Here is a 25,503-nt window from a genome sequence, read left to right as displayed (position 1 = left end):
CCGCCAAGCACCTGAACGCCGGGAAGTCCTGGCCAAAGGCCAGGACCGGCTCCGTTGCGCCCCATGCGGCCCCGCGCCTCCGGACACGGCCGTGTTTGGAACCCAAGTTCTTGATGCACAATTCCATGAGTCCCATCAACACCCGCAAAACCATGGAGCCCATCTCTCCACAGCGACTGAACGCCGCCACCGCCGACGACCTGGCCGAGATCCTGCGCGGCCCGCGCGAGCGCGCCGCGGCCTGGGTGCGGGCGGCGGCTGAAGGCGGTGTCGTCGAGGCGCAGGCGGTGTTCGGACAGATGCTGCTGGACGGCCAGGGCCTGCCCGTCGATCGGGAACAGGCCGTGTACTGGTTCAAGCGTGCCGCCGACGCCGACCACCCCATGGCCATGAACATGCTCGGCCAATGCCACCACCACGGCTGGGGCGTGCCCGTCAACCTCGTGCTGGCGGCCTACTGGTACCGGCTGGCCGCGCAACAGGGGCTGGACTGGGGCATGTACAACTATGCGACCGCCCTGGCGCTGGGCGAGGGTGTTGCCGCGGACCGGGCGCAGGCGCTGGCGTGGTTCGAAAAGGCGGCGGCCCTGGGCCATGCCAAGTCGATCAATATCATCGGCGGCTTCCACGAGGACGGCTGGGAAGTGCCCGTCGACAGGCAGCAGGCGTTCGAACACTACCGACGCGCGGCCGAGGGAGGCGACTTCCGCGGACAGTTCAACTACGCTCGCCTCTTGATCGAGCGCGGCGACATCGACGCCGCGCTGCCCTGGCTCGACCGCCTGCCCGAGACCGCCACCCCGGCCTTTCTCGCCAAGGCCCGCGCCTTCCTGGAACAGGCGGCCGATGCGCGCGTGCGCGCCAAGGCCGCCGAACTGGCCGCACGCCCGGCCACGCGAGGTCCCGCCGCATGATGGCTTGGGCCATGCGCGGGTTCACGCTCGGCGTGGCGATCCTGGTGGCCCTGACCTCCTGGGCGCTGTCGGCATGGCTGCCCTGGCCCGCGGCCCTGCTGACCGCGCTCCTGCTGGCCGTCGTCATCCACGCGGCGATCGTCGCCCTGGGCTTCGCGCTGGCCCGGCTGCTGACCGATCGCACCGGCCCCGCCGGCCCGCCCGGCTGGCTGGCCGCCATGCCCGAGGAAATCTACCTGTCCCTGCGCAACATGTACCTCGACATCCCGTGGCGGCACCGCTGGCCCATCCGCGTGCCGGCCCGCCCCCGGGGCGCCGTGCTGCTGGTGCACGGCTACGGCTGCAATCGGGGCATCTGGCGCGACTTCGATACCTGGCTGGCCGCGCGCGGCTGGATCGTCGCCGCGCTGGACCTGGAACCTCCGCGGGCCGGCATAGACGGATTCGGCGCGCAGGTGGCCGCCGAGGCCGCCGCGCTGGCGCTGCGCGCGGGCCACGAGCGCGTGACCGTGATCGCCCACAGCATGGGCGGCCTCGCGGCGCGGGCCGCGCTGCGCATCGCGCCCGACGCGCCCATCGACCACGTCATCACGCTGGGCACGCCGCACCGGGGTACCTGGCACGCGCGCTTCGGACGCGGCTTGTGCGCGGCCCAGATGCTGCCCGACAGCCCGTGGCTGTGCGACCTGCAGACCGCCGAGACACCGGCCGTGGCCAGCCGCTGCACCTGCATCGCCTCGCACCACGACAACATCGTCTGCCCGGTCGACCGCGCCCTGCTGCCGGGTGCAGCGGCCTGTCTCGTGGTCGCCCGCGTCGGGCACATGGCCCTTGCCCATGACGCCGGTGTGCGGGCCTTCGTCGAAGAGCGCCTGGACGCCCTGCACGCTTCGGACACGGCGAAAAGCGACGCGGCCTGACAACGGTCCCGCACCGTCACAAACACGTCATCGCGGCATGTTTCCATTCATTCCATGGAAACATCCTCCCGGCCAGCGTGACGACATCGCCCCCCACCCAATGGCGCACCATCTGGATCTCGGATCTGCATCTGGGAACCGCCGGCTGCAACGCCAGCCACTTGCTGGACTTCCTCAAGCACAACGAGGCCGAGACCCTCTACCTGGTCGGCGACATCATCGACGGCTGGCAGCTTCGCAAAAGCTGGACCTGGCCGCAGGCCCACAACGACGTGGTGCAGAAAGTATTGCGCAAGGCGCGCAAGGGCACGCGGGTCATCTTCATTCCCGGCAACCACGATGAATTCGCCCGCCAGTTCATCGGCTACGCCTTCGGCGACATCCAGGTCCAGGAAGACGCGGTCCACGTCACGGCCGACGGCAAGCGCCTGTGGGTCACCCACGGCGACCAGTTCGACGGCGTGATCCAGCACAGCAAGTGGCTGGCCCACCTGGGCGATACGCTCTACACCTTCGCGCTATGGCTCAACCTGCACTTCAACCGCGTGCGCCGCCGGCTGGGGCTGCACTACTGGTCGCTGTCGCAATACCTGAAGCACAAGGTGAAGAACGCCGTGTCCTTCATCACCAACTTCGAGGACGTGCTGGTCAACGAGGCCAGGCGCCAGGGCTACGATGGCGTCGTGTGCGGCCACATCCACAAGCCGGAGATCCGGCATGTGGACGGGGTGCTGTACTGCAATGACGGGGATTGGGTGGAAAGCCTGTCGGCCCTGGTCGAGGACGAGCACGGCCAGTTGCGGCTCGTGTACTGGACCCACCTGACCGACGCGGGCGAGCCGGCGGTGGTGAAGTCCAAGCGGCGCCGGCCGCTGGAGCTGCCTGCGCTTCCTTCGGCGCTGGCGCCCCGGCCCGCTTCCCAGCCGGCGCGCGAAAGCTCGCAGACCGAGACGGCCGACGTCTGAGCCGCCCGGGCGCGGCGGCTAGCGCCGGCGTCCCAGCACGATCACCGCGGCGCCGACCACGATGGCGGCCACGCCGGCCCAGGTGGGAATGGGAACCGTCTTACGAGTATCGGCCGTGGCCTCGACCGGACCCACCTTGAGCAGCGTTTCTTCCGACGTGTACGAAAAACTCTTGTAGCCCAGCGCGACCACGCCCAGCACGATCAGCAGCAGGCCGATGATGACGGATGCCTTCATATCTCCCCCTTCGGTGATGTGACGGCATCAAGATAACCGATGCCCGGCCGCCACGGTGGAGCGGCTAGCAATTCCTTACCTCTGGCCGCCCGCTTCCCCTGCCCTTGTCGATATGGCGGCTATTCGCCCCGGATCGGTGCAAAACTTTTATAATTAGTAATCGTTTTCATTTTCTTCTACCAACCGAGCACATGGCTATCCGCCTCTCCGAGCTACCTTATGGCCATGACGCCGCCGTCAACGCCGTCGAAGACGCCGCCCCGGCGGACCCCATCGCCGTGCGCCTGCGCGACCTGGGCTTCGTGGCGGGCGAGCGCGTGCGCATCGTGGCGCGCGGCCCGATCGGAGCCGACCCCCTGCTGATCCAGATCGGTTTCACCCGTTTCGCCCTGCGCCGCTCCGAAGCCGCGCGGGTCCTGGTCGAACCGCTCGCCTCCTGAATCCCGATGTCCACCACTACCTTGTCCAATCTGCGCGTTGCCCTGGTCGGCAACCCGAACTGCGGAAAGACCGCCCTGTTCAACCTGCTGACGGGCAGCCGCCAGAAGGTGGCCAACTACGCCGGCGTCACCGTCGAGCGCAAGGAGGGCAGGCTGGTCACGCCCTCGGGCCTGCAGGTCAGCGTGCTGGACCTGCCCGGCGCCTACAGCCTGCATGCCACGAGCCCGGACGAAGCCATCACCCGCGACGTCTGCATGGGCAACTTCGCCGGCGAGCGCCGTCCGGACCTGCTGGTGGCCGTGGTGGACGCGACCAACCTGCGCCTGCACCTGCACTTCGTGCTGGAACTGCAGCGGCTCGGGCTGCCCATGGTCCTGGCGCTCAACATGGTGGACGCCGCCGCCAAGCGCGGCATCCGGATCGACCGCGACAAGCTCCAGCAGGCGCTGGGCATCCCCATCGTCGAAACCATCGCGATCAAGCGCGACGGCGCGGCGCAGCTGCTGGCGCGCATCGACGACGACATGCCCGCCGCGCCGCCCGCGCTGCCCGCCGGCACCGACCTGCACCAGGCAGTCAACGGGCTGCTGAGCGAGGCCGTGTCGATGCCGCGGCGCACCGCCGCCATCGACGACGCCATCGACCGCTGGGTCCTGCACCCCGTGCTGGGGCTGGTCACGCTGGCCATCGTCATGTTCCTGATGTTCCAGGCCGTGTTCTCGTGGGCCGAGCCGCTCATGGACCTGATCGAGACGTCGGTCTCGTCCCTGGGCGCCTGGGTGGGCCAGACGCTGCCCGAAGGCATGCTCAACAGCCTGCTGGTGGACGGCATCATCGCCGGCGCCGGCAGCGTGCTGGTGTTCCTGCCGCAGATCCTGTTCCTGTTCTTCTTCATCCTGCTGCTGGAAGAGTCGGGCTATCTGCCGCGCGCCGCCTTCCTGCTGGACCGTATGATGGTGGGCGCCGGCCTGACCGGCCGCTCCTTCATCCCGCTGCTGTCGAGCTTCGCCTGCGCGATCCCGGGCATCATGGCCACGCGCACCATCCAGGACCCGCGCGACCGGCTGGCCACCATCCTGGTCGCGCCGCTGATGACCTGCTCGGCGCGCCTGCCGGTCTACACGCTGCTGATCGGCGCCTTCATTCCCAGCCGGACGGTGCTCGGCATCTTCAACCTCCAGGGCGTCACGCTGTTCGCGCTGTACGTGGCCGGCATCGTCAGCGCCCTGGTGGTGTCCTGGGTCATGAAGCTGCTGCGCCGCGACGCCACGGAACATTCGCTGCTGCTGGAACTGCCCTCCTACCGCATCCCCAACCTGCGCGACGTGGCCACCGGGCTGGTCGAGCGGGCACGCATCTTCCTGGCGCGCGTGGGCGGCATCATCATGGCGCTGACCGTGCTGATCTGGTTCCTGTCCAGCTTCCCCGGCCCGCCCGAGGGCGCCACCGGCCCGGCCATCGAGTACAGCTTCGCCGGCCGCATCGGGGAAGCCCTGCAGACCGTGTTCGCGCCCATCGGCTTCAACTGGCAGATATCGATCGCGCTGATCCCCGGCCTGGCCGCGCGGGAAGTCGCGGTGGGCGCGCTGGCCACGGTGTACGCGCTGTCGGCCGCCGACGACGACGCGGCCTCGACCATGCTGACGCCGCTGATCGCCGCCCAATGGCCGCTGGCGACCGCGTTCTCGCTGCTGGCCTGGTTCATCTTCGCGCCGCAATGCCTGTCGACGCTGGCCGTGATCCGGCGCGAAACGAATTCCTGGAAGGTGGTCGCGCTGACCGCGGGCTACCTGTTCGGGCTGGCTTACATCGCATCCTTCATCACCTACCAGGTGACGAGGCTGCTGACCTGATTTCCGGGAGGCTTCCGTGAGCGCCTATTCCCTGTTCGAAATGACGCTGGTGGCGCTGATCGTCGCCGCCTGCGTGATCAAGGCCTTCGGCCGGTTCGCGCCCAAGACTCGCATGCGCATGCAGTCCTGGCTCGCGCGCCGCATGGACCGTCCGGGCCAGGCCGCCTGGGTGCGGAAGCTGGGCAGGAGCCTGGGCGCCGCGACGCCCGATGCGGGCTGCGGCAGCGGCTGCGGAACATGCGGAACCTGCGGCCCCGGCGAAACCAAGACCATCCAGGTCCACGCCAGGAAATAAGGCCGCGACGAAGCCGGGCGTCAGCCTCGCGGCGCCTCGGGCTTCAGGTCGAACAGGCTCGTGGCCGTCAACTCCAGGACCTCCTTGCCGTCCTGGTTCAACAGATGCCAGCGCCACCGCAGCACGCCCAGTTCGGGCCGGCTGCGCGAAGTCCGCACTTCCAGCACCTCGGCGCGCAGTCGCAATTCGTCTCCCGACATGACCGGATGGGGCCAGCGGACCTCCTCCACGCCCGGCGACGCGAACGACTCGGAGTCGTGCAGCACGGCCCTGACCGCCAGCTCCATCGCGATGCCGCAGGTCTGCCATCCGCTGGCGATCAGCGCCCCGAACCGGCCCTTGCCCGCCGCCTTGCCGTCCACATGGAACCACTGCGGATCGTAGCTGCGCGCGAACGCCAGCATCTCCGTTTCCTCGATCCGCCGGGGGCCGGCTTCGATGATCATGCCGGGCTGGAAATCGGCAAACTTCATTGGGTCGTTCTCCTGGTCGTGGACGCGCCGAAACGCGGCGGCCGCTTTTCGCTCAATGCCGCGAGCCCCTCGCGCGCGTCGGCCCCCGCGAATCCCATGATCTCCATCGCCAGGGAATGCTCGAAGGCCGGCCAGGCGGCGCGCAGCCAGTGATTCAGGCTGCGCTTGGTCCAGGCCAGCGCGGTAGGGCTGCCAGCGGCGAGTTGCGCGGCGATGCCCCGCGCCGTGGACAGCAGCTCGGCATCGTCCACGCACAGGCTGACCAGCCCGATGCGTTCGGCCGCTTCGCCGTCCAGGGGCGCGCAGGTCAGCAGATGGTACTTGGCCTTGGCCATGCCGCAAAGCAGCGGCCAGATGATGGCCGCGTGATCGCCCGCCGCCACGCCCAGCTTGGTGTGGCCGTCGATCAGCTTGGCTCTTCTGGCTGCGACGGACACGTCGGCCAGCAGGGCCAGCACCGCGCCGGCCCCCACCGCCGCGCCGTTGATGGCGGACACCACGGGCAGGTCGCAGTCGATCATGCCCTGGACGATGTCGCGCGCCTCGCGCATGACGCGCAGCCGGTCGCTCTCGTGTTCCAGCATGCCCTGCACCAGTTCCATGTGTCCGCCGGCGCAGAACCCCTTGCCCTCGCTGCGTACCAGGACACAGCGCACGCCCGGTTCGCGCGCCAGGCGCGGCCAGACGGCGGCGAGTTCGGCGTGGCCGTCGGCGCCCAGCGCCGGCATGCCGCCCGCCGGCCCCAGCACGAGTTCGGCCACGCCGTCGTCGGCGAGGTCGATGCGGAAATCCTGGGTTTCTACGGCTAGGGAACGAGGCATCGCGGCTCTCCTTGGAGACGGTGGGATCGTGGACATGCAAGAACGGCGGTCCGGCGGACCGCCGTGCGCGGAAGCTGGCGGCCCTGCCTGACTATTGCCGGATCCAGGCCGCGGGCCGTTTGGCCAGGAAGGCGGCGAATCCCTCGCGCGCCTCGTCCGTGCCCCGCACCCGGCTGATCGTGCGAGCCGTCAGCTCGCGCACCTCGGGGGTGACGGGACCGACCTCCAGCCGTCCGAACAAGGCCTTGATCTCGGCCAGCGCATGCGGACCATTGGCCAGCAGTTCGGCCACGATCGCCTGCACCGCGGCATCCAGGCCGGCGGCGTCGACCACCTGCTGCACCATACCCATGTGCAGCGCCGTCTGCGCGTCGATGCGCGCGGCGGTCAGCGCCAGGCGCAAGGCATGGCGCTTGCCCACCGCATTGACGAGATAGGGGCTGATGACGGCGGGCAGGATGCCGAAGCGGGCCTCGCTGGCGGCAAAACGGGCATCGCTGCTGGCCACCGCCATGTCGCACGCGCAGGCCAGCCCCACGCCGCCGCCCAGCGCCACGCCATGGACGCGGGCGATCGTCGGCTTGGGACAGGACGCGATGGCATCGAGCATGGCGGCGAAGCGCCGCGCGTCCTCCAGGTTCCATTCCTCGCTGGCCTGGCTGGCGCGCTGCATCCACTGCAGGTCCGCGCCCGCGCTGAACGCCTTGCCTTCCCCGGAAAGCACGATCGCGCGCGTGGACGGATCGCTGCCCAGTTCGGCGAAGGCCTGCGCCAGTTCTTCGATCATCCGTTCGTCGAAGGCGTTGAAGACTTCGGGCCGCGCCATGCGCACGTCGACCACGCCCGATTCGTTCCTGGCTATCTGCAATGTTTCCATGTCGGATTCCATGGTGTCTTACCCCTTGATCGTCTCTTGATCCAGGGTACCGCGTCGCGGCTGGGAGCTCGCCATACCGGGCGCGCGAAGCGCGCGGGGGGTGGGCTTCCCTTTAGTAGGTTTCGAGATGCAGGCGGCCTTCGCGCTTGAGCGAACCCGAGATGGCCTCCCAGTTCAGCCCGGCCTGCAAGGCCACGTCGCGCAATGCGAGGACGACGCCCTCTTCCATGCTCTTGAGTCCACAGACATAGAAATGCGTATTGGCATCCTGCAGCAGCCCCGCCAGGTCGGCGGCGCGCTCGCGCATCAGATCCTGGACATAGCGCTTGGGCGCGCCCGGCGCGCGCGAGAACGCCAGGTTGATGTCGATGAAATCCTTGGGCAGGCTCATCAGGGGACCGAAATAAGGCAGTTCTTCCTTGGTGCGGGCGCCGAAGAACAGCATCAGCTTGCCGCTCTCGAACCGCCCCTTTCCGCGCAGGCGGCGGCGCCACTCGGTCATGGCCCGCATGGGCGCGCTGCCGGTCCCGGTACAGATCATCACGATGTGCGAACGCGGATGGTTGGGCATCAGGAACGACGCGCCGAAGGGGCCGATGACCTGGACCTTGTCCCCCACCTTCAGGTCGCACACGTAATTCGAACAGAGGCCCTGCACCGGATTGCCTTGATGATCGGCCGTCACGCGCTTGACCGTCAGGGAAATGTTGTTGTAGCCGGGCCGCTCGCCGTTGCGGGGACTGGCGATGGAGTACTGGCGCGCGTGGTGCGCCTTGCCCTGGCCGTCGGTCCCCGGCGGCACGATGCCGATGGACTGCCCTTCCAGCACCGGAAACGGCAGCGAGCCGAAATCCAGCACGATGTGATGGGTCTCGTTCTGCGTGCCGGGCTCGTTGACGCGCACGTTGCCGACCACGGTGGCCGTGATCGGATTGCGCGGGCCATAAAGGTTCGTATAGGCATGGGCGGCCGACCACGGAGGCGTGGTGGCGCCATAGGCGCCCGAATTGAACGCCTCGTCGGCGCCAGGCGCAACGGGAAGCGGCGCCGCTTCCTGGACGGCCTCTTCCTCGATCGCTTCCGCGCCCGCCGCCGCCAGTTGATCGGGGGTAAGTTCGCCGGGCAGCTCGTCCCACGTGAACTGGTCCTCGATGCTGTAGGCGGCGGATTTCGGAACGGAACGCCAGTTGTCGATCGCCCCCGTGGGGCACGGCGGCACACAGGCCATGCAACTGTTGCATACGTCGGCCCGCACGACGTAGTTGTTGTCGTCGTGCGTGATGGCCCCGACGGGACACGTCGCTTCGCACGTGTTGCAGCGTATGCAGATTTCCGGGTCGATCAGGTGCTGCTTGATGACGACCGTCTGGACTGGCGTATCCATGATGGGGGCTTGCTCAGTTGAACCGGATGTACTCGAAATCCACCGGCTGGCGATTGATGCCCATGACCGGAGGCGCGATCCAGTTGGCGAACTTGCCCGGCTCGACCACGCGCCCCATCAACGAGGCGACGAAGGCGCGGTCTTCCGGCGTGGCCAGCCACTGGTCCTTCTTGGCGTCCCACTCGGCCTGCGACACGACCTGGCCCTCGGGCGAAACGCGCACGCCGGACAACGAACCGATCTGGCGGTTGAACGCCTTGTGCGGCACGGTCAGCCGCACGGGGATGCCGGCCTTCTCGATCACCTTGTTCCAGCGCGCCACGCCCGCCATCGAATCCTTGATGTAGTCGTCGCGCAGGACTTCGTTCAGGCCGTTCAGCATGGGGACGTCCTTCTCGACCAGCTTGCCGTCGCGCACTTCCAGCACCTTGTAGCTCTCGTTGCGCAGCTTGTGGTCGTCGGTACGCTTGCCCTCCTCGTAGCGCCCCTTCAGGCCGGAGCTGTAGAAGGCCGCGGCGTTGGAAGACTCGTCGGCGCCGAACAGGTCGATCGTGACACTGTAGTGGAAATTCAGGTAGCGCTGGATGGTGCCGAAATCGATCACGCCGGCCGCGCGGATGCGGGCGGGGTCGTCGGTCTTGAGCTGGTTCATCACCTCGCAGGTGCGCTGGATCACGCGCGAGACGCCCGACTCGCCCACGAACATGTGGTGCGCTTCCTCGGTCAGCATGAACTTGGTCGTGCGGGCCAGCGGATCGAAACCCGATTCGGCCAGCGCGCTCAACTGGAACTTGCCGTCGCGGTCGGTGAAATACGTGAACATGAAGAAGGACAGCCAGTCCGGGGTGCGCTCGTTGAAGGCCCCCAGTATGCGGGGGTTGTCCTGGTCGCCCGAGCGGCGATCCAGCAGCGCCTCGGCTTCCTCGCGGCCGTCGCGGCCGAAATAGCGGTGCAGCAGGTAGACCATGGCCCACAGGTGGCGGCCTTCCTCGACGTTGACCTGGAACAGGTTGCGCAGGTCGTACATGGACGGGGCGGTCAGCCCCAGGTGGCGCTGCTGCTCCACCGACGCCGGCTCGGTATCCCCCTGCGTGACGATGATGCGGCGCAGGTTGGCGCGGTGCTCGCCCGGAACGTCCTGCCACGCGGCCTCGCCCATGTGATCGCCGAAATGGATCTTGCGGTCCTTCTCGGCCGGGTTCAGGAAGATGCCCCAGCGGTAGTCGGGCATCTTCACGTGGCCGAACTGGGCCCAGCCCTGCGGATCGACGCTGATGGCGGTGCGCAGGTAGACGTCGTAGTTCGTGCTTCCTTCCGGACCGACGTCGCCCCACCAGCTCAGGAAGTTCGGCTGCCATTGTTCCAGCGCGCGTTGCAGCGTGCGGTCCTCCGACAGATTGACGTTGTTGGGAATCTTCTCGCTGTAGTTGATGCTGGACATGTCTCGACTCCGTTGGTCCGGACTGCGGGATGGTTACACTCGATTCAGATCGAAGGCCGCTTTCTCGCCCTTGCCGTACACCTTCAGGGCGCCCTTTTCCCCCACCGCGTTCGGACGGTTGAAGATCCAGTTCTGCCACGCGCTCAAACGGCCGAAAATCCGGGTTTCCATGGTTTCCTGGCTGGCGAAGCGCAGGTTGGCCTCCAGCCCGGTCAGGGCATCCGGCGACATGGCGGCGCGCTCCTCGATGGCGATGCGGATCTCGTCGGCCCAGTCGATGTCGTCCGGCGCCGCCGTCACCAGGCCCAGCGCGTAGGCCGCGTCCGCGTCCAGCGCCTGGCCGGCCCGGGCGCGCGCGGCGGCGAGCGGCTCGGCCTCTTCGTAGAACCGGCGGGCCAGGCGCGACTGGCCGTTGACCATCGGGTAGGTGCCGAAATTCAGTTCCGACAGCGTCAGCCGCGGCGCGCGGCCGGGTTCGTCGGGCAGCGCCAGCATGTAGGCGCGGTCGGCGGCGAAGGCCAGTTCGGCCAGCGTGCCGGCAAAGCATGAACCGGGTTCGATCAGCGCGAACAGCGAGCGGGACGAAACGTCCAGCCGAGCCAGCGTACGCCGCAGCAGGCCCGTGACCTCGCGCACGAACCAGTTCCCGGCATGCCGCTGGAGCGTGGCGTCGCAGGCCAGCACCCGGTCGGCATCGCCCTGGGTCTTGAGCAGCCAGGTGCCGATGTCCAGTTCGTTGGTGCGCATGTGCAGGATGGCGTCATCCAGTTCGCGCGCCATCGCCATCGGCCACCAATCCGCGCCGGCCGCCACGATGCCGTCCACGTCCTCGGGCTGCGCGGCATCCGGCGCCTTCACGGTGAACACGGCGCTGCGGTTGGCGCGGTCGATGCGCACGTCCACGTAGCGATAGCCCAGCGCATCGGCCTCCTCGGTGCGCTCGATGCGGGCCAGGGGCACGCCGCGGGCGCCCGCAGGGCGATCGCTGGACTCGGCCAGCCGTTGCGCGCGCTCCTGTACCACCTGGGCGAACTGCGAAGGCTTGGGCGCGCAATCGACCAGCCGCCATTCCACCGCGCGCTGGCCCCGCACGCCTTCGCTGGTCGTGCAGAAAATGTCCGCCAGGTCATGGCGCACGTGGCGCTTGTCGGTGACGCGGGTCAGGCCGCCCGTACCGGGCAGCACGCCCAGCAGCGGCACCTCGGGCAGCGACACCGACGAGGACTTGTCGTCGATCAGCACCAGGTCGTCGCAAGCCAGCGCCAGTTCATAACCGCCGCCGGCGCAGGCGCCGTTGATGGCGGCCAGGAACTTCAACCCGGAATGGCGGCTGGAGTCCTCGATGCCGTTGCGGGTCTCGTTGGTGAACTTGCAGAAATTCACCTTCCAGGCGTGGCTCGACAGGCCCAGCATGAAGATGTTGGCGCCCGAACAGAAAATCCGGTCCTTCATGCTGGTAACCACCACCGTGCGCACTTCGGGATGCTCGAAACGGATACGGTTCAGGGCGTCGTGCAGCTCGATGTCCACGCCCAGGTCGTAGGAATTGAGCTTGAGCCGATACCCCGGCCGCAACCCGCCATCCTCGGCGATATCCAGGCCCAGCGTCGCCACCGGCCCCTCGAAACTCAGCTTCCAATGCCGGTACCGGGACGGATCCGTGCGGTAGTCCACCTTCCCGGCAGCCTGATCGGCCTGAACGACGTTGCTCATGATATCTCCTCGACGTTTATGCATCTTAGTGCATCAACCAGCTGTTGAATGAAAGATAGTTCATGAACCTAAGCGCGTCAAGCCTCCGCCAACTAGGATCAACCCTGACGATTCAGAAAACCGAACCTCCCAAACCCAGACAACCGCCCCAGACCCAGGAAACCGCGGATCCGGCTCCGCCGGGCCACCGGTTTCGCCCCTACGGGGCCCGGCGCCGGGCCGACCCAAGGCGGGCCCCGCCCCCCCCCCCTCGGGGGGCTGCCGCGTAGCGGCTGGGGGCTCACCATGCCGGGCGCGCGTCAGCGCGTAGGGGGGGGCTCTACTACATACTCCAGTCCACCATGCCCGCCGCATTGCGCACCAGCGAACGCAGGCCGGCAAAAGCCTCTTCAAGCGAATGGCCGCTGGTGTTGTAGCGGGCGTCGGCCTTGGCATAGAACGCCGCCCGCCCCGCCAGGATGCGCTTGAGGTCGTCCATGGCCTCGCGGCTGCCCGACATCGGGCGGAAATCGCCCTGCGCCACGACCCGGCGCATGTGGTCCTCGGGGTCGGCCTGCAGCCAGACCGTATAGCAGTGCGACAGCAGCAGATTGAAGGTCGAGACGTCCGACACCAGGCCGCCCGGCGTGGCGATCACGACCTCGGGATGGATCTGCACGGTCTCCTCCAGCGCCCGCCGCTCGTAGCGGCGATAGGCGTTGGCGCCGTACAGCGAATGGATCTCGACGATGCTGCAGCCGGCCACTTTCTCGATTTCCCGGCTCAGCTCGATGAAGGTGTAGCCCAGGTCCTCGGCCAGCATCCGCCCCAGCGTGGACTTGCCCGCCCCCCGCAGGCCGACCAGGGCGATGCGGGACAGGCGGGAATGATTGTCCCCGCGCGAGCCGAACATTTCCGTCAAGGTATTGCGGGCGCGATGCAGGTCCGCCTCGGAGCGGCCTTCCAGCAACTCGCGGATCAACAGCCATTCCGGACTGGTGGTGGTGACATCGCCCAGGATTTCGGCCAGCGAGCACTGCAAGGCCTGGGAAACCTGCAGCAGGATCAGGATGGAGGCGTTGCCCGTGCCCAGCTCCAGGTTGGCGAGATGCCTCTCGGAAATCCCGGCTGCCGAGGCCGTGGCCTTGCGGGTCAGGCCTCGCCTGGCCCGCAGCGTCCGTATTCGTTCTCCCAGCGTCACCAGAAAAGGCTCCTTGGCCGGCGCGTCGTTGGCCGCGGCCTGCCCCGCTTCGGAAACTGCCTCTTCTTTCATCGGACCTCACCCGCAAGATGATGCGCACCCCTGGGATTTACCCGCAGGATGCAGATTCTTTTTGACACGACCCAAGCATGCCGCGTATTGTCTCGACACATGAACATGCACGATACTTCATGATCAAGAATGCGGCGACATGAAGTTCAGTATGCCTGAGGAGACGAGTTCATGCGCGATTCATTTGAATCCCTGGTAAAGACGATAACCCAGTCCATTGCCGGCCGCCCCGTGGACGCCGCGCTCGAGGCCTACCTCAACCGCCAGCACGGCCCCGGCTCGGACTGGTTCCGCGACATGACCCGCGCCTGTGAAGCCGGCGTGGACGAGGGCTGGCTGTGCAACCGGGAAGCCGGCGGCGTGCGCTACGGCCGGGTGGTCAAGCCCGGGCCCGGCTCCGCCGGCTTCTCGGTGGACGTGGTCGACATGACCGACCTGGCCGGCCCCCACCACGTCCATCCCAACGGCGAAATAGACATGGTCATGCCCCAGACGGCCGGCGCCCGCTTCGACGGCACGCCGGCGGGCTGGAAGGTCTATCCGCCCGGCAGCGCCCATCGCCCCACCGTCGCGGGCGGCCGCGCGCTGGTCCTGTATCTGCTGCCCGACGGCGCCATCGAATTCACCCAATCATGAGCGAACTTCTTCCCAACCACCTGGCGGGCCGCTGGCAGACCGGCGGCGGCCCCGGCACACCGCTCTTCGACCCGGTGCTGGGCACCGAGCTGGTCCGCGTCTCGAACGCCGGACTGGACCTGGAAGCAGCCTATGCCTACGCCCGCGACGAAGGCGGCGCCGCGCTGCGCGCCCTGACCTATGCGCAGCGCGCGGGCCTGCTGTCCGGCATCGTGGACGTGCTCAAGGCCAACCGCGATCGCTACTTCGACATCGCGCTGGCCAACTCCGGCACCACGAGGCAGGACTCCGCCGTCGACATCGACGGCGCCATCTTCACGCTGGGCCAATACGCCCGCTGGGGCGCGTCGCTGGGCGGCACGCACTGGTTGCCGGATGGCGAGACCGTTCCCCTGGCCAAGGACGGCGCGTTCCGCAGCCGCCACGTGCAGGTGCCGACGCGCGGCCTCGCCCTGTTCATCAACGCCTTCAATTTCCCCGCCTGGGGCCTGTGGGAGAAAGCCGCGCCGGCGCTGCTCTCGGGAGTACCTGTCGTCGCCAAGCCGGCCACCGCCACCGCGTGGCTGACGCAGGCGATGGTCGCCGACGTGATCGCCGCGGGCATTCTGCCGGCCGGCGCCTTGTCCGTCGTCTGCGGCAGCGCGCAAGGGCTGCTGTCGCCCCTGCAGCCGTTCGACGTGGTGTCGTTCACCGGCTCGGCCGAGACCGCCTCGGCGATACGCTCGCACGATGCCGTCGTGCGCCGCTCGGTGCGAGTCAACATCGAGGCCGACAGCCTGAACAGCGCCCTGCTGCTGCCCGACGCGCAGCCCGGCTCCGAGGCCTTCGATCTGCTGGTACGCGAAGTGGTGCGTGAAATGACGGTCAAGTCGGGGCAGAAATGCACGGCCATCCGGCGCATCTTCGTTCCCGCGTCCTGTTACGCGGCAGCGGGCGAGGCCATCGCCGCGAAACTGTCGCGCATCACCGTGGGCAATCCGCGCAACGAAACGGTCCGCATGGGCGCGCTGGCCAGCCGCCAGCAATGGGAGAGCGTGCGGGCTGGCACCGCGGCCCTGCGCCGGCACGCGGACGTCCTGCACGACGGTTCGGCGGCCCCGCTGGTGGATGCCGACCCGGCCGTGGCCGCCTGTGTCGGCCCGACGCTGCTGGGCGCCGGCCGCCGCGAGGCCGCCTGCATCGTGCACGACACCGAGGTGTTCGGTCCGGTCGCCACGCTGCTGCCTTATGACGGATGGTCCGACGCGCTGGCCCAGATACGCCTGGGGCAGGGATCGCTGGTGGCCTCCCTCTACACGGCCGATACCGCGCGGGCCGCCGATGCGGCGCTGGCGCTGGCCGACAGCCATGGACGCGTGCACGTCGTGACTCCCGAGGTGGCAGCCGTCCATACCGGCCACGGCAACGTCATGCCCATGTCGCTGCACGGCGGCCCCGGCCGGGCCGGCGGCGGCGAGGAACTGGGCGGCTTGCGGGCCCTCGGCTTCTATCACCGCCGCGCCGCCGTCCAGGCCGCCGCCGCCGTGACGGACCTTCTGGACGGCACCGCGCCGGAGGGCGTCCCAGGACATTGACACGAGAGCCCGCCGGCGCCAGGCCCGACCAGAGGCCGCCGGCGATTTCGCGCCTTATTGCATGAACGAGGAGACCATCATGCCTGCCGATTGCTCCGCCCCACCGCCGGAATTCAATTTCGCCGGCCACCTGCTGGCGATCAATGCCGAGCGCGCCGCCAAGACCGCCTACATCGACGATCGCGGCCGGCTGACATACGGCGAACTGGACGAAAAAGTGCGCCGCGCGGCCGGCGCCTTGCTTGGCCTGGGCATCCGGCCCGAGGACCGCGTCCTGCTGCTGATGAACGACTGCACGGACTGGCCCGTCACCTTCCTGGGCGCGCTCTATGCCGGCATCGTGCCGGTGGCGGTCAACACGCTGCTCACTCCGGCCGACTACGCCTACATGCTGGAACACAGCCGCGCCCGCGCCGCGCTGGTCTCCCGCGCCCTGTTGCCCAAGCTTTCCGCCGCGCTAGGCGCGTGCCGGCACGGCGTGCGCCATATCGTCGTCTCGCGCGATGGCTCAGACGGCGAAGCGGGCGGCACGCTGGACTTCGACGACCTGCTGGCCGGGCATGAGCCGCTCGCGGCGCCTGCCCCCACGCTTGCCGACGAACCCGCGTTCTGGCTGTATTCGTCCGGGTCCACCGGCAAGCCCAAGGGCACGGTGCACACCCACGGCAACCCCTACTGGACGGCCGAGCTCTACGCCAAGCCCGTGCTGGGCATGCGCGAAGACGATACCGTGTTCTCGGCCGCCAAGCTGTTCTTCGCCTACGGCCTGGGCAATGCCTTGACCTTTCCGCTCAGCGTGGGCGCCACGGTGGTCCTGATGGCCGAACGCCCCACCCCCGAAGCCTGTTTCGAGCGTCTCACCCGCCTGCGGCCCACCATCTTCTGCGGCGCGCCCACCGGCTATGCCGGCATGCTCGCCAGTCCCGCGCTGCCGCCGCGCGACCAGGTCGCCCTGCGCCTGTGCTCGTCTGCCGGCGAAGCCCTGCCCCAGGACATCGGCGAACGCTTCACCTCGCATTTCGGCTGCGAGATCATCGACGGCATCGGCTCGACCGAAATGCTGCACATCTTCATTTCCAACCGCGTGGGCGACGTGCGCTACGGCACCACGGGCAAGCCGGTCGACGGCTACGAGGTCGAGCTGCGGGGCGAGGACGGCAAGCCGGTGGCGGTCGGCGAGATCGGCGACCTCTACATACGCGGTCCGAGTTCGGCGCTGATGTACTGGAACAATCGCGACAAGAGCCGCGAGACCTTCCTGGGCGCCTGGACCAGGAGCGGCGACAAGTACAGCTGCGATGCCGACGGCTACTACACCTACGCGGGCCGCAGCGACGACATGCTCAAGGTCAGCGGCCAGTACGTCTCGCCCTTCGAGGTCGAGGCCACGCTGGTGCAGCATCCGGCCGTGCTGGAGGCCGCCGTCATCGGCGTGGCCGACGCCGAAGGCCTGACCAAGACCAAGGCCTACGTGGTGCTCAAGCCCGGCCAGCAGGCGAGCGATGCGCTGGCCGCCGACCTGAAGGCGTTCGTGAAGTCGCGGCTGGCGCCGCACAAGTATCCCCGCCAGATCGAATTCGTCGGCGACCTGCCCAAGACCGCCACCGGCAAGATCCAGCGCTTCCGCCTGCGCGAACAAGAGGCCGCGTCGCAGGGAGTCCACGCATGAACTCGCGCGCCCCGTTGAACGCCGCCGTCTCGGGCATCGCCGAGGATCTGCCCGTACGGTTCGCCGACGTCTCCTGGGACGGCATGCGGCACGACATCGAGTACGTGCTCATCGCCCCCCAGCGGACCCGGCAGCCCCTGCTCGTGTTCCTGCACGAAGGCCTGGGATCGGTCACGATGTGGAAGGACTTCCCCTATGCGCTGTGCGAGGCCGCCGGCTGCCGCGGACTGGTCCTGTCGCGCTGGGGCTACGGCCAGTCCAGCCCGCGTCCCGCGCACGAAAAATGGCCGGTCGATTTCATGCACCGCCAGGCGCGCGACTTCCTGCCGGCCTTCTTCGAGGCCGTCGGCCACGACACCCGGGCCGATCCGCCCTGGCTGTACGGGCACAGCGACGGCGGATCGATCGCGCTGCTGCACGCGGCGGCCTGGCCCGGCCGCGTGGGCGGATTGATCGTGGCCGCGCCCCACCTGTTCGTCGAACCCGTCACGCTGGCCAGCATCCAGCAGGCACGCGACGGTTACGTCACGACGGACCTGCGCAGCAAGCTCGCGCGCTACCACGCCGACCCGGACTCGGCCTTCTGGGGCTGGAACGACGTCTGGCTGAACCCGGAATTCAAGCACTGGAACATCCAGGCGCTGCTGTCCGCCATACGCTGTCCCGTACTGGCGGTGCAGGGCCATGACGACGAATACGGCTCCATGGCCCAGATAGACGGCATCGCCCAGGAGGTTCCCCATGCCGAACTGCTCAAGCTGGACGACTGCGGCCACTCGCCGCACCGCGACCAGCCCGCCCGATTGATCGAGGCAAGCGTGGCGTTCATGCGGCGCCACCGCACGTAGCACCCTGTCCGGCTTGCCGGACGCCGCAACGATGCGCATCCGCATGGCGCATCGGCCTTTTCCACCAAGAACAGGGCAGCCGACCACGCAGCATGGCCGCCCACCAGGAGACTCGCGATGAACGCTTCCAAACGCAAATTCACCGTCCTCGCCGCCGCCATGATGGCTGCCTCGTGCCTGGCGGTGCCCGCCGGCGCCCAGGCGCCCGGCAAGGTCAAGGTCGGCCTCATGCTGCCCTACACCGGCACCTATTCCGCCCTGGGCACCGCCATCGAGAACGGCTTCCGGCTGTACGTGCAGGAACAGGGCGGCAAACTGGCCGGGCGCGAGATCGAGTACTTCAAGGTGGACGACGAATCCGATCCGGCCAAGGGCTCGGACAACGCCAACAAGCTGGTCAAGCGCGACCAGGTCGACGTGCTGGTGGGCACCGTCCACTCCGGCGTCGCGATGGCCATGGCCAAGGTCGCCAAGGACAACAAGACGCTGCTCATCATCCCGAACGCCGGCGCCGACGACGTCACCGGCCCGCTGTGCGCGCCCAACATCTTCCGCTCGTCTTTCAGCAACTGGCAGCCGGCCTACGCCATGGGCCTGGTCGCCGCCACCCAGCTCAAGCACAAGACCGCCGTCACGCTCAGCTGGAAATACGCGGCCGGCGACGAATCCACCAACGGTTTCAAGGAGGGGTTCGAATCCAAGGGGGGCAAGGTCATCAAGCAATTGAACCTGCCCTTCCCCAACGTGGAATTCCAGGCGCTGCTGACCGAGATCGCCGCGCTCAAGCCCGACGCGGTCTACGTGTTCTTCGCCGGCGGCGGCGCGGTCAAGTTCGTCAAGGACTACGCCGCGGCGGGCCTGAAGGACAAGATCCCCCTGTACGGCGCCGGCTTCCTGACCGACGGCACGCTGGAGGCCCAGGGCGCGGCGGCCGACGGCCTGCTGACCACGCTGCACTACGCCGACGGCCTGACCCTGCCCAAGGACAAGGCCTTCCGCACGGACTACGCCAAGACCTACAAGCTGCAGCCGGACGTCTACGCCGTGCAGGGCTATGACGCCGCCCAGTTGCTGGACGCCGGGCTGAAGGCCGCGGGCGGCGACATCAGCAAGCGCGACGCCGTCGTCAAGGGCATGGAGCAGGCCAAGATCGACAGCCCGCGCGGCCCGTTCACGATGTCCAAGGCCCACAACCCCATCCAGGACATCTACCTGCGCAAGGTCGAGAACAAGACCAACCAGCTGGTGGGCGTGGCGGTGAAGGCGCTGGCCGATCCGGCGCGGGGCTGCAGGATGTAACCCAAGGGAATGCCCCCCCCTACGCGCTTACGCGCGCCCCCCAGGGGGCGGCACTGGCGGACCGGCGGAGCCGGATCCGCTGTGCCCTGGGGAAAAACCAGGCTAGCGGGGGGGGGGGCGTGTTTTGGTTCCATGTGGGAAAGCCGAGCATGCCGTTCGACGCTGGCCTGGTTGTCGTATCTAGATGGCGGAGTGTGGGATGGATTTGACGACGTTTCTTATTCAGTGTTTGAACAGCGTGCAGTATGGATTGCTGCTGTTCCTGATCGCCAGCGGGCTGACGCTGATCTTCGGGATCATGGGCGTGATCAATCTGGCGCATGGCAGTTTCTACATGATCGGCGCCTACATGGCGTTCTCGCTGTCGTCGCTGACGGGCAATTTCGTGGCGGCGCTGGTGCTGGGCGTGGTGCTGGCGGTGGCGTTCGGGTATGTGCTGGAGTGGTGCTTCTTCAGCTTCCTGTATGAACGCGAGCACCTGCAGCAGGTATTGATGACCTACGGGCTGATCCTGGTGTTCGAGGAAATGCGCAGCATCCTGGTGGGCGACGACGTCCACGGGGTGCCGGTGCCCGACTGGCTGGCCGGCGGCATTGCCATCGGCAACGACATGACGTACCCGATCTACCGGCTGTTCATTTCCGGCGTGTGCGTGCTGCTGGCCGTGGCCATGTATGCCGCGCTCAAGAAGACACGGCTCGGCATGATGGTGCGCGCTGGGGCGACCAACCGCGAAATGGTGCAGTCGCTCGGCATCAACATCTCGCTGCTGTATCGCATCGTCTTCGCCGTGGGCGTGGCCATCGCGGTGCTGGCCGGCATGATCGCGGCGCCGGTGTCCTCGGTGTATCCGGGCATGGGGGGATCGGTGCTGATCATCTGTTTCGTCGTCGTGGTCATCGGCGGCATCGGCTCGATCAAGGGCGCGCTGGTGGCCTCGCTGCTGATCGGCTTCGTCGACACCTTCGGCAAGGTGTTCTGGCAGCAGGCCGCCGGCGCGCTGATCTACGTGCTGATGGCCGCCATCCTGCTGTGGAAACCGGAAGGCCTCTTCAAACAAGGGACTTAGAGGCCCCCCCCTACGCGCTTCGCGCGCCCCCCAGGGGGCGATGCGAGAGGACCGGCAGAGCCGGATCCTCCGCATCCTGGGTCTAGTGCTTTTATTTTGGGTTGTGGCAGCGGCGCTTCGCTGGCTGCCAACGGGAGCAACGGTGGATATGGAATGAAAGCTTCTTCTCTTCTTGCCTGGATCGTGGCGCTGGCGGTGCTGGCCTTGCTGCCGGTGCTGCCCGAGCCGGTCGGCACGCCGTTCCACGTCGAGCTGGGCGCCAAGGTGCTGATCATGGCGATCTTCGCGCTGAGCCTGCAGCTGCTGGTGGGCTACACGGGACTGGTCAGCCTGGGGCACGCGGCCTACTTCGGCGCCGCGGCGTATGCGGTCGCGATGTTGACGCCGCGCTACGAGGCGGGCAACGGCTGGCTGCTGCTCCTGGCCGCCGTCGGATGCGCCGCCTTGCTGGCGCTCCTGATCGGCCTGCTGGTGATGCGCACGCGCGGCATCTATTTCATCATGGTCACGCTGGCCTTCGGACAACTGGTGTACTTCGTGTTCCACGACGTCGAGGCCTTCGGCGGCAGCGACGGCACCTACATCTACAACAAGCCGGCCTTCACGCTGGCCGGGCGCGCCCTGGTGGACCTGGACCAGGCGCCGCAGTTCTACTGGTTCACGCTGGCCGGGCTGGCCCTGACACTGGCCGTGCTGGGGCTGGTGCTGCGGTCGCGCCTGGGCCACGCGCTGGTGGGCATCAAGCACAACGAGCCGCGCATGCGGGCGGCCGGCTACAACACCCTTGCCTACAAGCTCGCCAGCTTCACCCTGGGCGGCGCGCTGGCGGGGCTGGCGGGCTTCCTGTATGCCACCCAGCACGGCTACGTCAACCCCGAACTGGTGTCCTGGCACCAGTCCGGCAACGCGCTGCTGATGATCATCCTGGGCGGGCTGGGCAGCCTGGCGGGCGCGGTGATCGGCGCCTTCGCCTTCGTCCTGCTGGCGGAGTGGTTCCAGGATCTGACCAAGCACTGGCAGTTGCTCATGGGCGGCTTCATCATCCTTGCCGTCGCCTGGATGCCGCAGGGCCTGGCGGGAGGTTTCTCGCGCCTGCGCATGCCGCGCCGCGGACGGCCCCGCGCCCTGCCTCCCGCCGCCACGGCAGCCGGCGACGAGGCCTCCCCCACCCCGACCCCCGCTACGGAACAGACGACATGACGGCAGTGCTCCAAGCCCAGGGCCTGAGCCGCCACTTCGGCGCGCTCAGGGCCATCGACAACGTCTCGCTGTCGCTCGCCCCAGACCGCATCCATGCCGTGATCGGCACCAACGGCGCGGGCAAGTCGACCCTCATCCACCTGCTGTCCGGCGAGCTGCCCCCCACGGCCGGCCACGTCCGCCTGCATGGGCGGGAAATCACCAACTGGTCGCAACCCCGCCGCGCGCAGGCAGGCATCGGGCGCAGCTACCAGCGCAACACGATCTTCCTGCCGCTGACGGTGCGCGAGAACTGCCGGCTGGCCGCGCAGGCGCGGACGCAGCGTCCCTGGCATTTCTGGCAATCGGCCCAAGCCTGCCGCGCCAGTCTGGACCGCGCCGATGAAGTCATGGAGCGCGCCGGGCTGGCCGCGGTGGCGGGCAAGACCGCCGCCAGCCTGTCGCACGGCCAGAAGCGCCAGTTGGAAGTGGCGATGTGCCTGGCGACCTCGCCCACGGTGCTGTTGCTGGACGAGCCGCTGGCCGGCATGGGCGCGGAAGAATCCGAACGCATGCTGGAGCTGCTGCGGCGGCTGCGGCAGGGCCATGCCATCCTGCTGGTCGAGCACGACATGGACGCGGTATTCGCGGTGGCGGACGACATTACCGTGATGGTCAACGGCAGCCCCATCGCCAGCGGGCTGCCGGCCGACGTGCGCAACAACCCGGACGTCCAGGAAGCCTACCTGGGCGCGGCCCACTGACCCCGGCGGCCGGAGAAAAGGAAGACAGATGGAAGCGCTCATCGACGCCAGCCAGGTGCACGCCTGGTACGGCAGCAGCCATATCCTGCACGGGGTGGATTTCCGCCTGGGGCGCGGGGAAACCGTCGGCCTGCTGGGCCGCAACGGCATGGGGAAATCCACCCTGATCCGCACCCTGCTGGGCCACGTCAAGCAACGCGACGGACGCATTTCGATAGCCGGCCGCGACCTGTCGCGCGGCAAGCCCTACGAAGCCGCCAAGGCCGGCATCGCCTACGTGCCCGAGGGCCGGGGCATCTTCCCCAACCTGACCGTGAAGGAAAACCTCGTCATGGCTGCGCGCCGCGGCGTCGACGGCCAGGCCGACTGGACATTGGAACGCGTGCTGGCCACCTTTCCCCGGCTGACCGAACGCATGGGCAACCTGGGCTGGCAGCTCTCGGGCGGCGAACAGCAGATGCTGTCCATCGGCCGCGCGCTGATGACCAATCCCAGCGCCGTCATCCTGGACGAAGCCACCGAAGGACTGGCGCCGCTGATCGTGGCCGAGATCTGGCGGGTGATCGGCGACATCCGGCGCAGCGGCCTGGCCACCCTGGTGGTGGACCGCAACTACCGGATGGTCATGGCCAATTCCGACCGGCTGGTCGTGATGGAGAAGGGCCGCATGGTGCTGGAAGGCCAGGCGCAGGACCTCGCGCACCGGCCCGAGGCGCTCAGCCGCTACCTGGGGGTGTAGCCCCGGGGCCAGCCGCCCCGCTCAATCGTCGGCGGTCTCGCCCACCTGCTCCGGCGGGATCTCGAACACTTGGCGCAGGTAGGCCAGGTAGGCCTTGTCCTCGCACATGGTCTTCTCGGGCGTGTCGGACACCTTGGCCACCGGCTGGCCATTGCACTTGACCATCTTCATCACCACCTGCAGGGGCTGGTAGCTCAGGTCGTTGGTCAGGTTGGTGCCGATGCCGAAGGCGGTGATGCAACGCCCCGCGAAGTGCTTGGCCAGGCTGATCGCCAGCGGGAAAGTCAGGCCGTCCGAGAACACCAGCGTCTTGGTGCGGGGATCCACCCGGTTCTGCTTGTAGTGCTCCAGCAGCCGCTCGCCCCAGTTGAAGGGATCGCCCGAGTCGTGCCGCGCGCCGTCGAACAGCTTGCAGAAATACATGTCGAAATCGCGCAGGAAGGCGCTCATGCCGTAGACGTCGGACAGCGCGATGCCCAGGTCGCCGCGGTATTCGCGCGCCCACACTTCGAAGCCGTAGATCTGCGAGTCGCGCAGGCGCGGCCCCAGGCCCTGGCAAGCCTGCAGGTATTCGTGCGCCATGGTGCCCAGCGGCGTCAACCCGTGCTTCATCGCGAAATACACGTTGCTGGTGCCCGCGAAATGCTCGCGCATCTGGTCCTTGAGCGTGATGATGACTTCCTCGTGCCAGGCCTTGGAGAAGCGGCGGCGCGTGCCGTAGTCGGCGATATGGAAGTCGCGCAGGGCGGGGTCGCCGCGCACCAGTTCCACCTTGCTCATCAGGCGCTGGCGGCCTTCGGCATAGGCCGGCACCAGGTGGTTGTTGCGGAAATAGACCTCGTTGACGATGGCCAGCACCGGGATCTCGAACAGGATGGTGTGGAGCCAGGGCCCCTGCACGATGATGTCGAGCTCACCCGGCGACTGCGACTTGGACACCGAGATGCACCGCCGGGGCAGGTGGAACAGCCTCAGGAAGTCGACGAAATCGCTCTTGATGAAGCGCATGCCGCCAAGGTAGTCCAGTTCCTCCTGGGTGAAGCGCAGCTCGCACAGCGCCTCGATTTCTTCGCGGATCTCGTCCACATAGGGATGCAAGTCTATCCCCGGGGTACGGCACTTGTACTTGTACTCGACCTGCGCCGCGGGGAACTGATGCAGGACGACCTGCATCATCGTGAACTTGTAGAGGTCGGTATCCAGCAAAGACGTGATGATCATGGCTAAGAACCGCTCTGGTTGCCGTAGGGGGTACCGATGTTGCCGGCGGTCATGCCGTAGACGTGCTCCACGCCGGGAAACGCGCCGGTCTCCACTTCCTGGGCATAGCGCCGGAAAGCCTGCAGGACCGCATCGCCGCCGGCGGGCGCCCCCACCATGTAGTTCTTGACGAACTTGGCGGGCGTGGCCGTGAGGCCCAGCATGTCGTGCAGGACGAGCACCTGGCCGGAACACGCCACCGAGGCGCCGATGCCGATGGTGATCAGTTGCACCGCCTCGCACACCTGGCGGGCGACGGGGTCGGGAACCGCCTCGATCACCATCATGGCCGCGCCGGCCGCCTCGACCGCGCGGGCATCGGCCACGATGCGGCGCGCCTCGGCGTCTTCCTTGCCCTGCACGCGGTAGCCGCCCAGGGCATGCACGTGGGACGGCAGGAGGCCGATGTGGCCGCAGACGGGGATGCCGCTGCGGGTCAGCAGTTCGATGGTGGGCGCCAGTTCGGCCCCGCCCTCGATCTTGACCATCTGCGCGCCGGCCTGCATCAGCGTCACGGCGTTGCGCAGGGCCTGCTGCGGGCTTTCCTGGTAGGTGCCGAAAGGCATGTCCGCCAGCAGGAACGGACGCCGGGTGCCACGCGCGACGCAGGAGACGTGATAGGCGATGTCCTGCAACAGGACCGGCAGCGTCGAATCCCTGCCCTGCACGAGCATGCCCAGCGTGTCGCCCACCAGGATGCAATCGACCTCCGCGTCCTCCATGACTTTGGCGAAACCGGCGTCGTAGCACGTCAGCATGGAAATCTTCCGCCCCGCGGCAAGCTTCTTGCGCAGGACGTTCAGGGTGGATCGCATCGTACGGTCTCCAGGGATGCCTGTTGTGTAACCGAAGAAAATAGCACAAGAGAGGACTTACCCCC

25 protein-coding genes are annotated in these 25,503 nt (G+C 67.9%); 15 read left to right on the top strand and 10 right to left on the bottom strand.

Features of this window, described 5'->3' with window-relative positions; translation table 11 throughout:
* The first annotated feature begins 152 nt into the window (after positions 1-152).
* From ABD104_RS04350 to ABD104_RS04340, 3 genes are all read left to right on the top strand, one after another.
* Positions 153-914 carry a tetratricopeptide repeat protein gene (locus ABD104_RS04350; protein WP_279817364.1) on the top strand — a complete coding sequence of 254 codons (762 nt, stop codon included), beginning with the start codon at positions 153-155 and terminating at the stop codon, positions 912-914.
* Entirely contained in the window at positions 911-1,834 is a 924-nt protein-coding gene (locus ABD104_RS04345; RefSeq protein WP_279817353.1) for an esterase/lipase family protein, read from the top strand. The genes ABD104_RS04350 and ABD104_RS04345 overlap by 4 nt, the downstream gene beginning before the upstream one ends.
* Positions 1,835-1,896: 62 nt before the next feature.
* Positions 1,897-2,799, top strand: coding sequence for a UDP-2,3-diacylglucosamine diphosphatase (locus ABD104_RS04340; RefSeq protein ID WP_425543312.1), 903 nt, complete (start codon positions 1,897-1,899; stop codon positions 2,797-2,799).
* 18 nt (positions 2,800-2,817) lie between these two features.
* On the opposite strand, the gene ABD104_RS04335 is transcribed toward ABD104_RS04340, so the two are convergent.
* Positions 2,818-3,036 (bottom strand): hypothetical protein, encoded by a 219-nt coding sequence (locus ABD104_RS04335; protein ID WP_087841383.1) that lies wholly within the window; start codon positions 3,034-3,036, stop codon positions 2,818-2,820.
* Positions 3,037-3,233: 197 nt separating this feature from the next.
* Here ABD104_RS04335 and ABD104_RS04330 point away from each other — a divergent pair, with 197 nt between their 5' ends.
* The 3 genes from ABD104_RS04330 to ABD104_RS04320 are packed head-to-tail and all read left to right on the top strand — an operon-like array spanning position 3,234 to position 5,625.
* Positions 3,234-3,476 carry a FeoA family protein gene (locus ABD104_RS04330; protein WP_087841524.1) on the top strand — a complete coding sequence of 81 codons (243 nt, stop codon included), beginning with the start codon at positions 3,234-3,236 and terminating at the stop codon, positions 3,474-3,476.
* A gap of 6 nt (positions 3,477-3,482) precedes the next feature.
* Entirely contained in the window at positions 3,483-5,330 is a 1,848-nt protein-coding gene (gene feoB / locus ABD104_RS04325) for a ferrous iron transport protein B (protein ID WP_279817357.1), read from the top strand.
* Positions 5,331-5,346: 16 nt separating this feature from the next.
* Positions 5,347-5,625, top strand: a complete 279-nt coding sequence (locus tag ABD104_RS04320) for a DUF6587 family protein (RefSeq protein ID WP_087841385.1) — start codon at positions 5,347-5,349, stop codon at positions 5,623-5,625.
* Positions 5,626-5,645: 20 nt separating this feature from the next.
* Here ABD104_RS04320 and ABD104_RS04315 read toward each other — a convergent pair whose 3' ends face one another.
* From ABD104_RS04315 to ABD104_RS04285, 7 genes are all read right to left on the bottom strand, one after another.
* Complete coding sequence (locus tag ABD104_RS04315; RefSeq protein WP_132980063.1) at positions 5,646-6,098, bottom strand: MaoC family dehydratase; 453 nt, start codon at positions 6,096-6,098, stop codon at positions 5,646-5,648.
* The gene (locus ABD104_RS04310) at positions 6,095-6,919 is read right to left on the bottom strand and encodes an enoyl-CoA hydratase/isomerase family protein (RefSeq protein ID WP_087841387.1); all 825 of its coding nucleotides are present in this window, start codon (positions 6,917-6,919) and stop codon (positions 6,095-6,097) included. The genes ABD104_RS04315 and ABD104_RS04310 overlap by 4 nt, the downstream gene beginning before the upstream one ends.
* A gap of 91 nt (positions 6,920-7,010) precedes the next feature.
* Positions 7,011-7,796, bottom strand: coding sequence for an enoyl-CoA hydratase-related protein (locus tag ABD104_RS04305; protein WP_279817360.1), 786 nt, complete (start codon positions 7,794-7,796; stop codon positions 7,011-7,013).
* Positions 7,797-7,908: 112 nt separating this feature from the next.
* Positions 7,909-9,180: a benzoyl-CoA 2,3-epoxidase subunit BoxA gene (gene boxA, locus ABD104_RS04300; RefSeq protein WP_132980061.1), complete on the bottom strand. Its 1,272-nt coding sequence runs from the start codon at positions 9,178-9,180 to the stop codon at positions 7,909-7,911.
* Positions 9,181-9,193: 13 nt separating this feature from the next.
* Complete coding sequence (gene boxB, locus ABD104_RS04295) at positions 9,194-10,621, bottom strand: benzoyl-CoA 2,3-epoxidase subunit BoxB (protein WP_087841390.1); 1,428 nt, start codon at positions 10,619-10,621, stop codon at positions 9,194-9,196.
* Positions 10,622-10,654: 33 nt separating this feature from the next.
* Entirely contained in the window at positions 10,655-12,334 is a 1,680-nt protein-coding gene (gene boxC / locus ABD104_RS04290; RefSeq protein ID WP_279817362.1) for a 2,3-epoxybenzoyl-CoA dihydrolase, read from the bottom strand.
* A gap of 322 nt (positions 12,335-12,656) precedes the next feature.
* Entirely contained in the window at positions 12,657-13,586 is a 930-nt protein-coding gene (locus tag ABD104_RS04285; RefSeq protein WP_087841392.1) for a helix-turn-helix transcriptional regulator, read from the bottom strand.
* A gap of 171 nt (positions 13,587-13,757) precedes the next feature.
* On the opposite strand from ABD104_RS04285, the gene ABD104_RS04280 reads away from it, so the two are divergent.
* The 9 genes from ABD104_RS04280 (at position 13,758) to ABD104_RS04240 (ending at position 23,363) form a co-directional block, all read left to right on the top strand.
* Entirely contained in the window at positions 13,758-14,222 is a 465-nt protein-coding gene (locus tag ABD104_RS04280) for a 4-hydroxylaminobenzoate lyase (RefSeq protein WP_279818602.1), read from the top strand.
* Entirely contained in the window at positions 14,219-15,796 is a 1,578-nt protein-coding gene (locus ABD104_RS04275; protein WP_087841394.1) for a 3,4-dehydroadipyl-CoA semialdehyde dehydrogenase, read from the top strand. Before ABD104_RS04280 ends, ABD104_RS04275 begins: the two co-directional genes overlap by 4 nt.
* A 79-nt stretch (positions 15,797-15,875) precedes the next feature.
* Positions 15,876-17,465, top strand: coding sequence for a benzoate-CoA ligase family protein (locus ABD104_RS04270; RefSeq protein ID WP_254914688.1), 1,590 nt, complete (start codon positions 15,876-15,878; stop codon positions 17,463-17,465).
* Positions 17,462-18,313, top strand: coding sequence for an alpha/beta fold hydrolase (locus ABD104_RS04265; protein ID WP_425543311.1), 852 nt, complete (start codon positions 17,462-17,464; stop codon positions 18,311-18,313). The genes ABD104_RS04270 and ABD104_RS04265 overlap by 4 nt, the downstream gene beginning before the upstream one ends.
* 159 nt (positions 18,314-18,472) lie before the next feature.
* Complete coding sequence (locus tag ABD104_RS04260; RefSeq protein ID WP_243724593.1) at positions 18,473-19,612, top strand: ABC transporter substrate-binding protein; 1,140 nt, start codon at positions 18,473-18,475, stop codon at positions 19,610-19,612.
* Between the two features lie 199 nt (positions 19,613-19,811).
* Positions 19,812-20,681 (top strand): branched-chain amino acid ABC transporter permease, encoded by an 870-nt coding sequence (locus ABD104_RS04255; protein ID WP_087841397.1) that lies wholly within the window; start codon positions 19,812-19,814, stop codon positions 20,679-20,681.
* Between the two features lie 153 nt (positions 20,682-20,834).
* Positions 20,835-21,881: a branched-chain amino acid ABC transporter permease gene (locus ABD104_RS04250; protein ID WP_132980057.1), complete on the top strand. Its 1,047-nt coding sequence runs from the start codon at positions 20,835-20,837 to the stop codon at positions 21,879-21,881.
* Positions 21,878-22,624: an ABC transporter ATP-binding protein gene (locus ABD104_RS04245; RefSeq protein WP_132980056.1), complete on the top strand. Its 747-nt coding sequence runs from the start codon at positions 21,878-21,880 to the stop codon at positions 22,622-22,624. Before ABD104_RS04250 ends, ABD104_RS04245 begins: the two co-directional genes overlap by 4 nt.
* A 28-nt stretch (positions 22,625-22,652) precedes the next feature.
* Positions 22,653-23,363: an ABC transporter ATP-binding protein gene (locus tag ABD104_RS04240; protein WP_132980055.1), complete on the top strand. Its 711-nt coding sequence runs from the start codon at positions 22,653-22,655 to the stop codon at positions 23,361-23,363.
* A 21-nt stretch (positions 23,364-23,384) separates the two neighbouring features.
* On the opposite strand, the gene pncB is transcribed toward ABD104_RS04240, so the two are convergent.
* Together pncB and panB are read right to left on the bottom strand one after the other, a co-directional pair.
* Positions 23,385-24,584: a nicotinate phosphoribosyltransferase gene (gene pncB / locus ABD104_RS04235; protein ID WP_132980054.1), complete on the bottom strand. Its 1,200-nt coding sequence runs from the start codon at positions 24,582-24,584 to the stop codon at positions 23,385-23,387.
* A 2-nt stretch (positions 24,585-24,586) separates the two neighbouring features.
* Positions 24,587-25,438 (bottom strand): 3-methyl-2-oxobutanoate hydroxymethyltransferase, encoded by an 852-nt coding sequence (gene panB / locus ABD104_RS04230; RefSeq protein ID WP_087841402.1) that lies wholly within the window; start codon positions 25,436-25,438, stop codon positions 24,587-24,589.
* Between the last annotated feature and the right edge of the window lie 65 nt (positions 25,439-25,503).

This window comes from Pigmentiphaga daeguensis (assembly GCF_039523035.1).
Classification (GTDB): Bacteria; Pseudomonadota; Gammaproteobacteria; order Burkholderiales; family Burkholderiaceae_B; genus Pigmentiphaga; species Pigmentiphaga daeguensis.
Note: the sequence above shows the minus strand (reverse complement) of the source record. Positions and strands in the feature narration are given on the sequence as shown.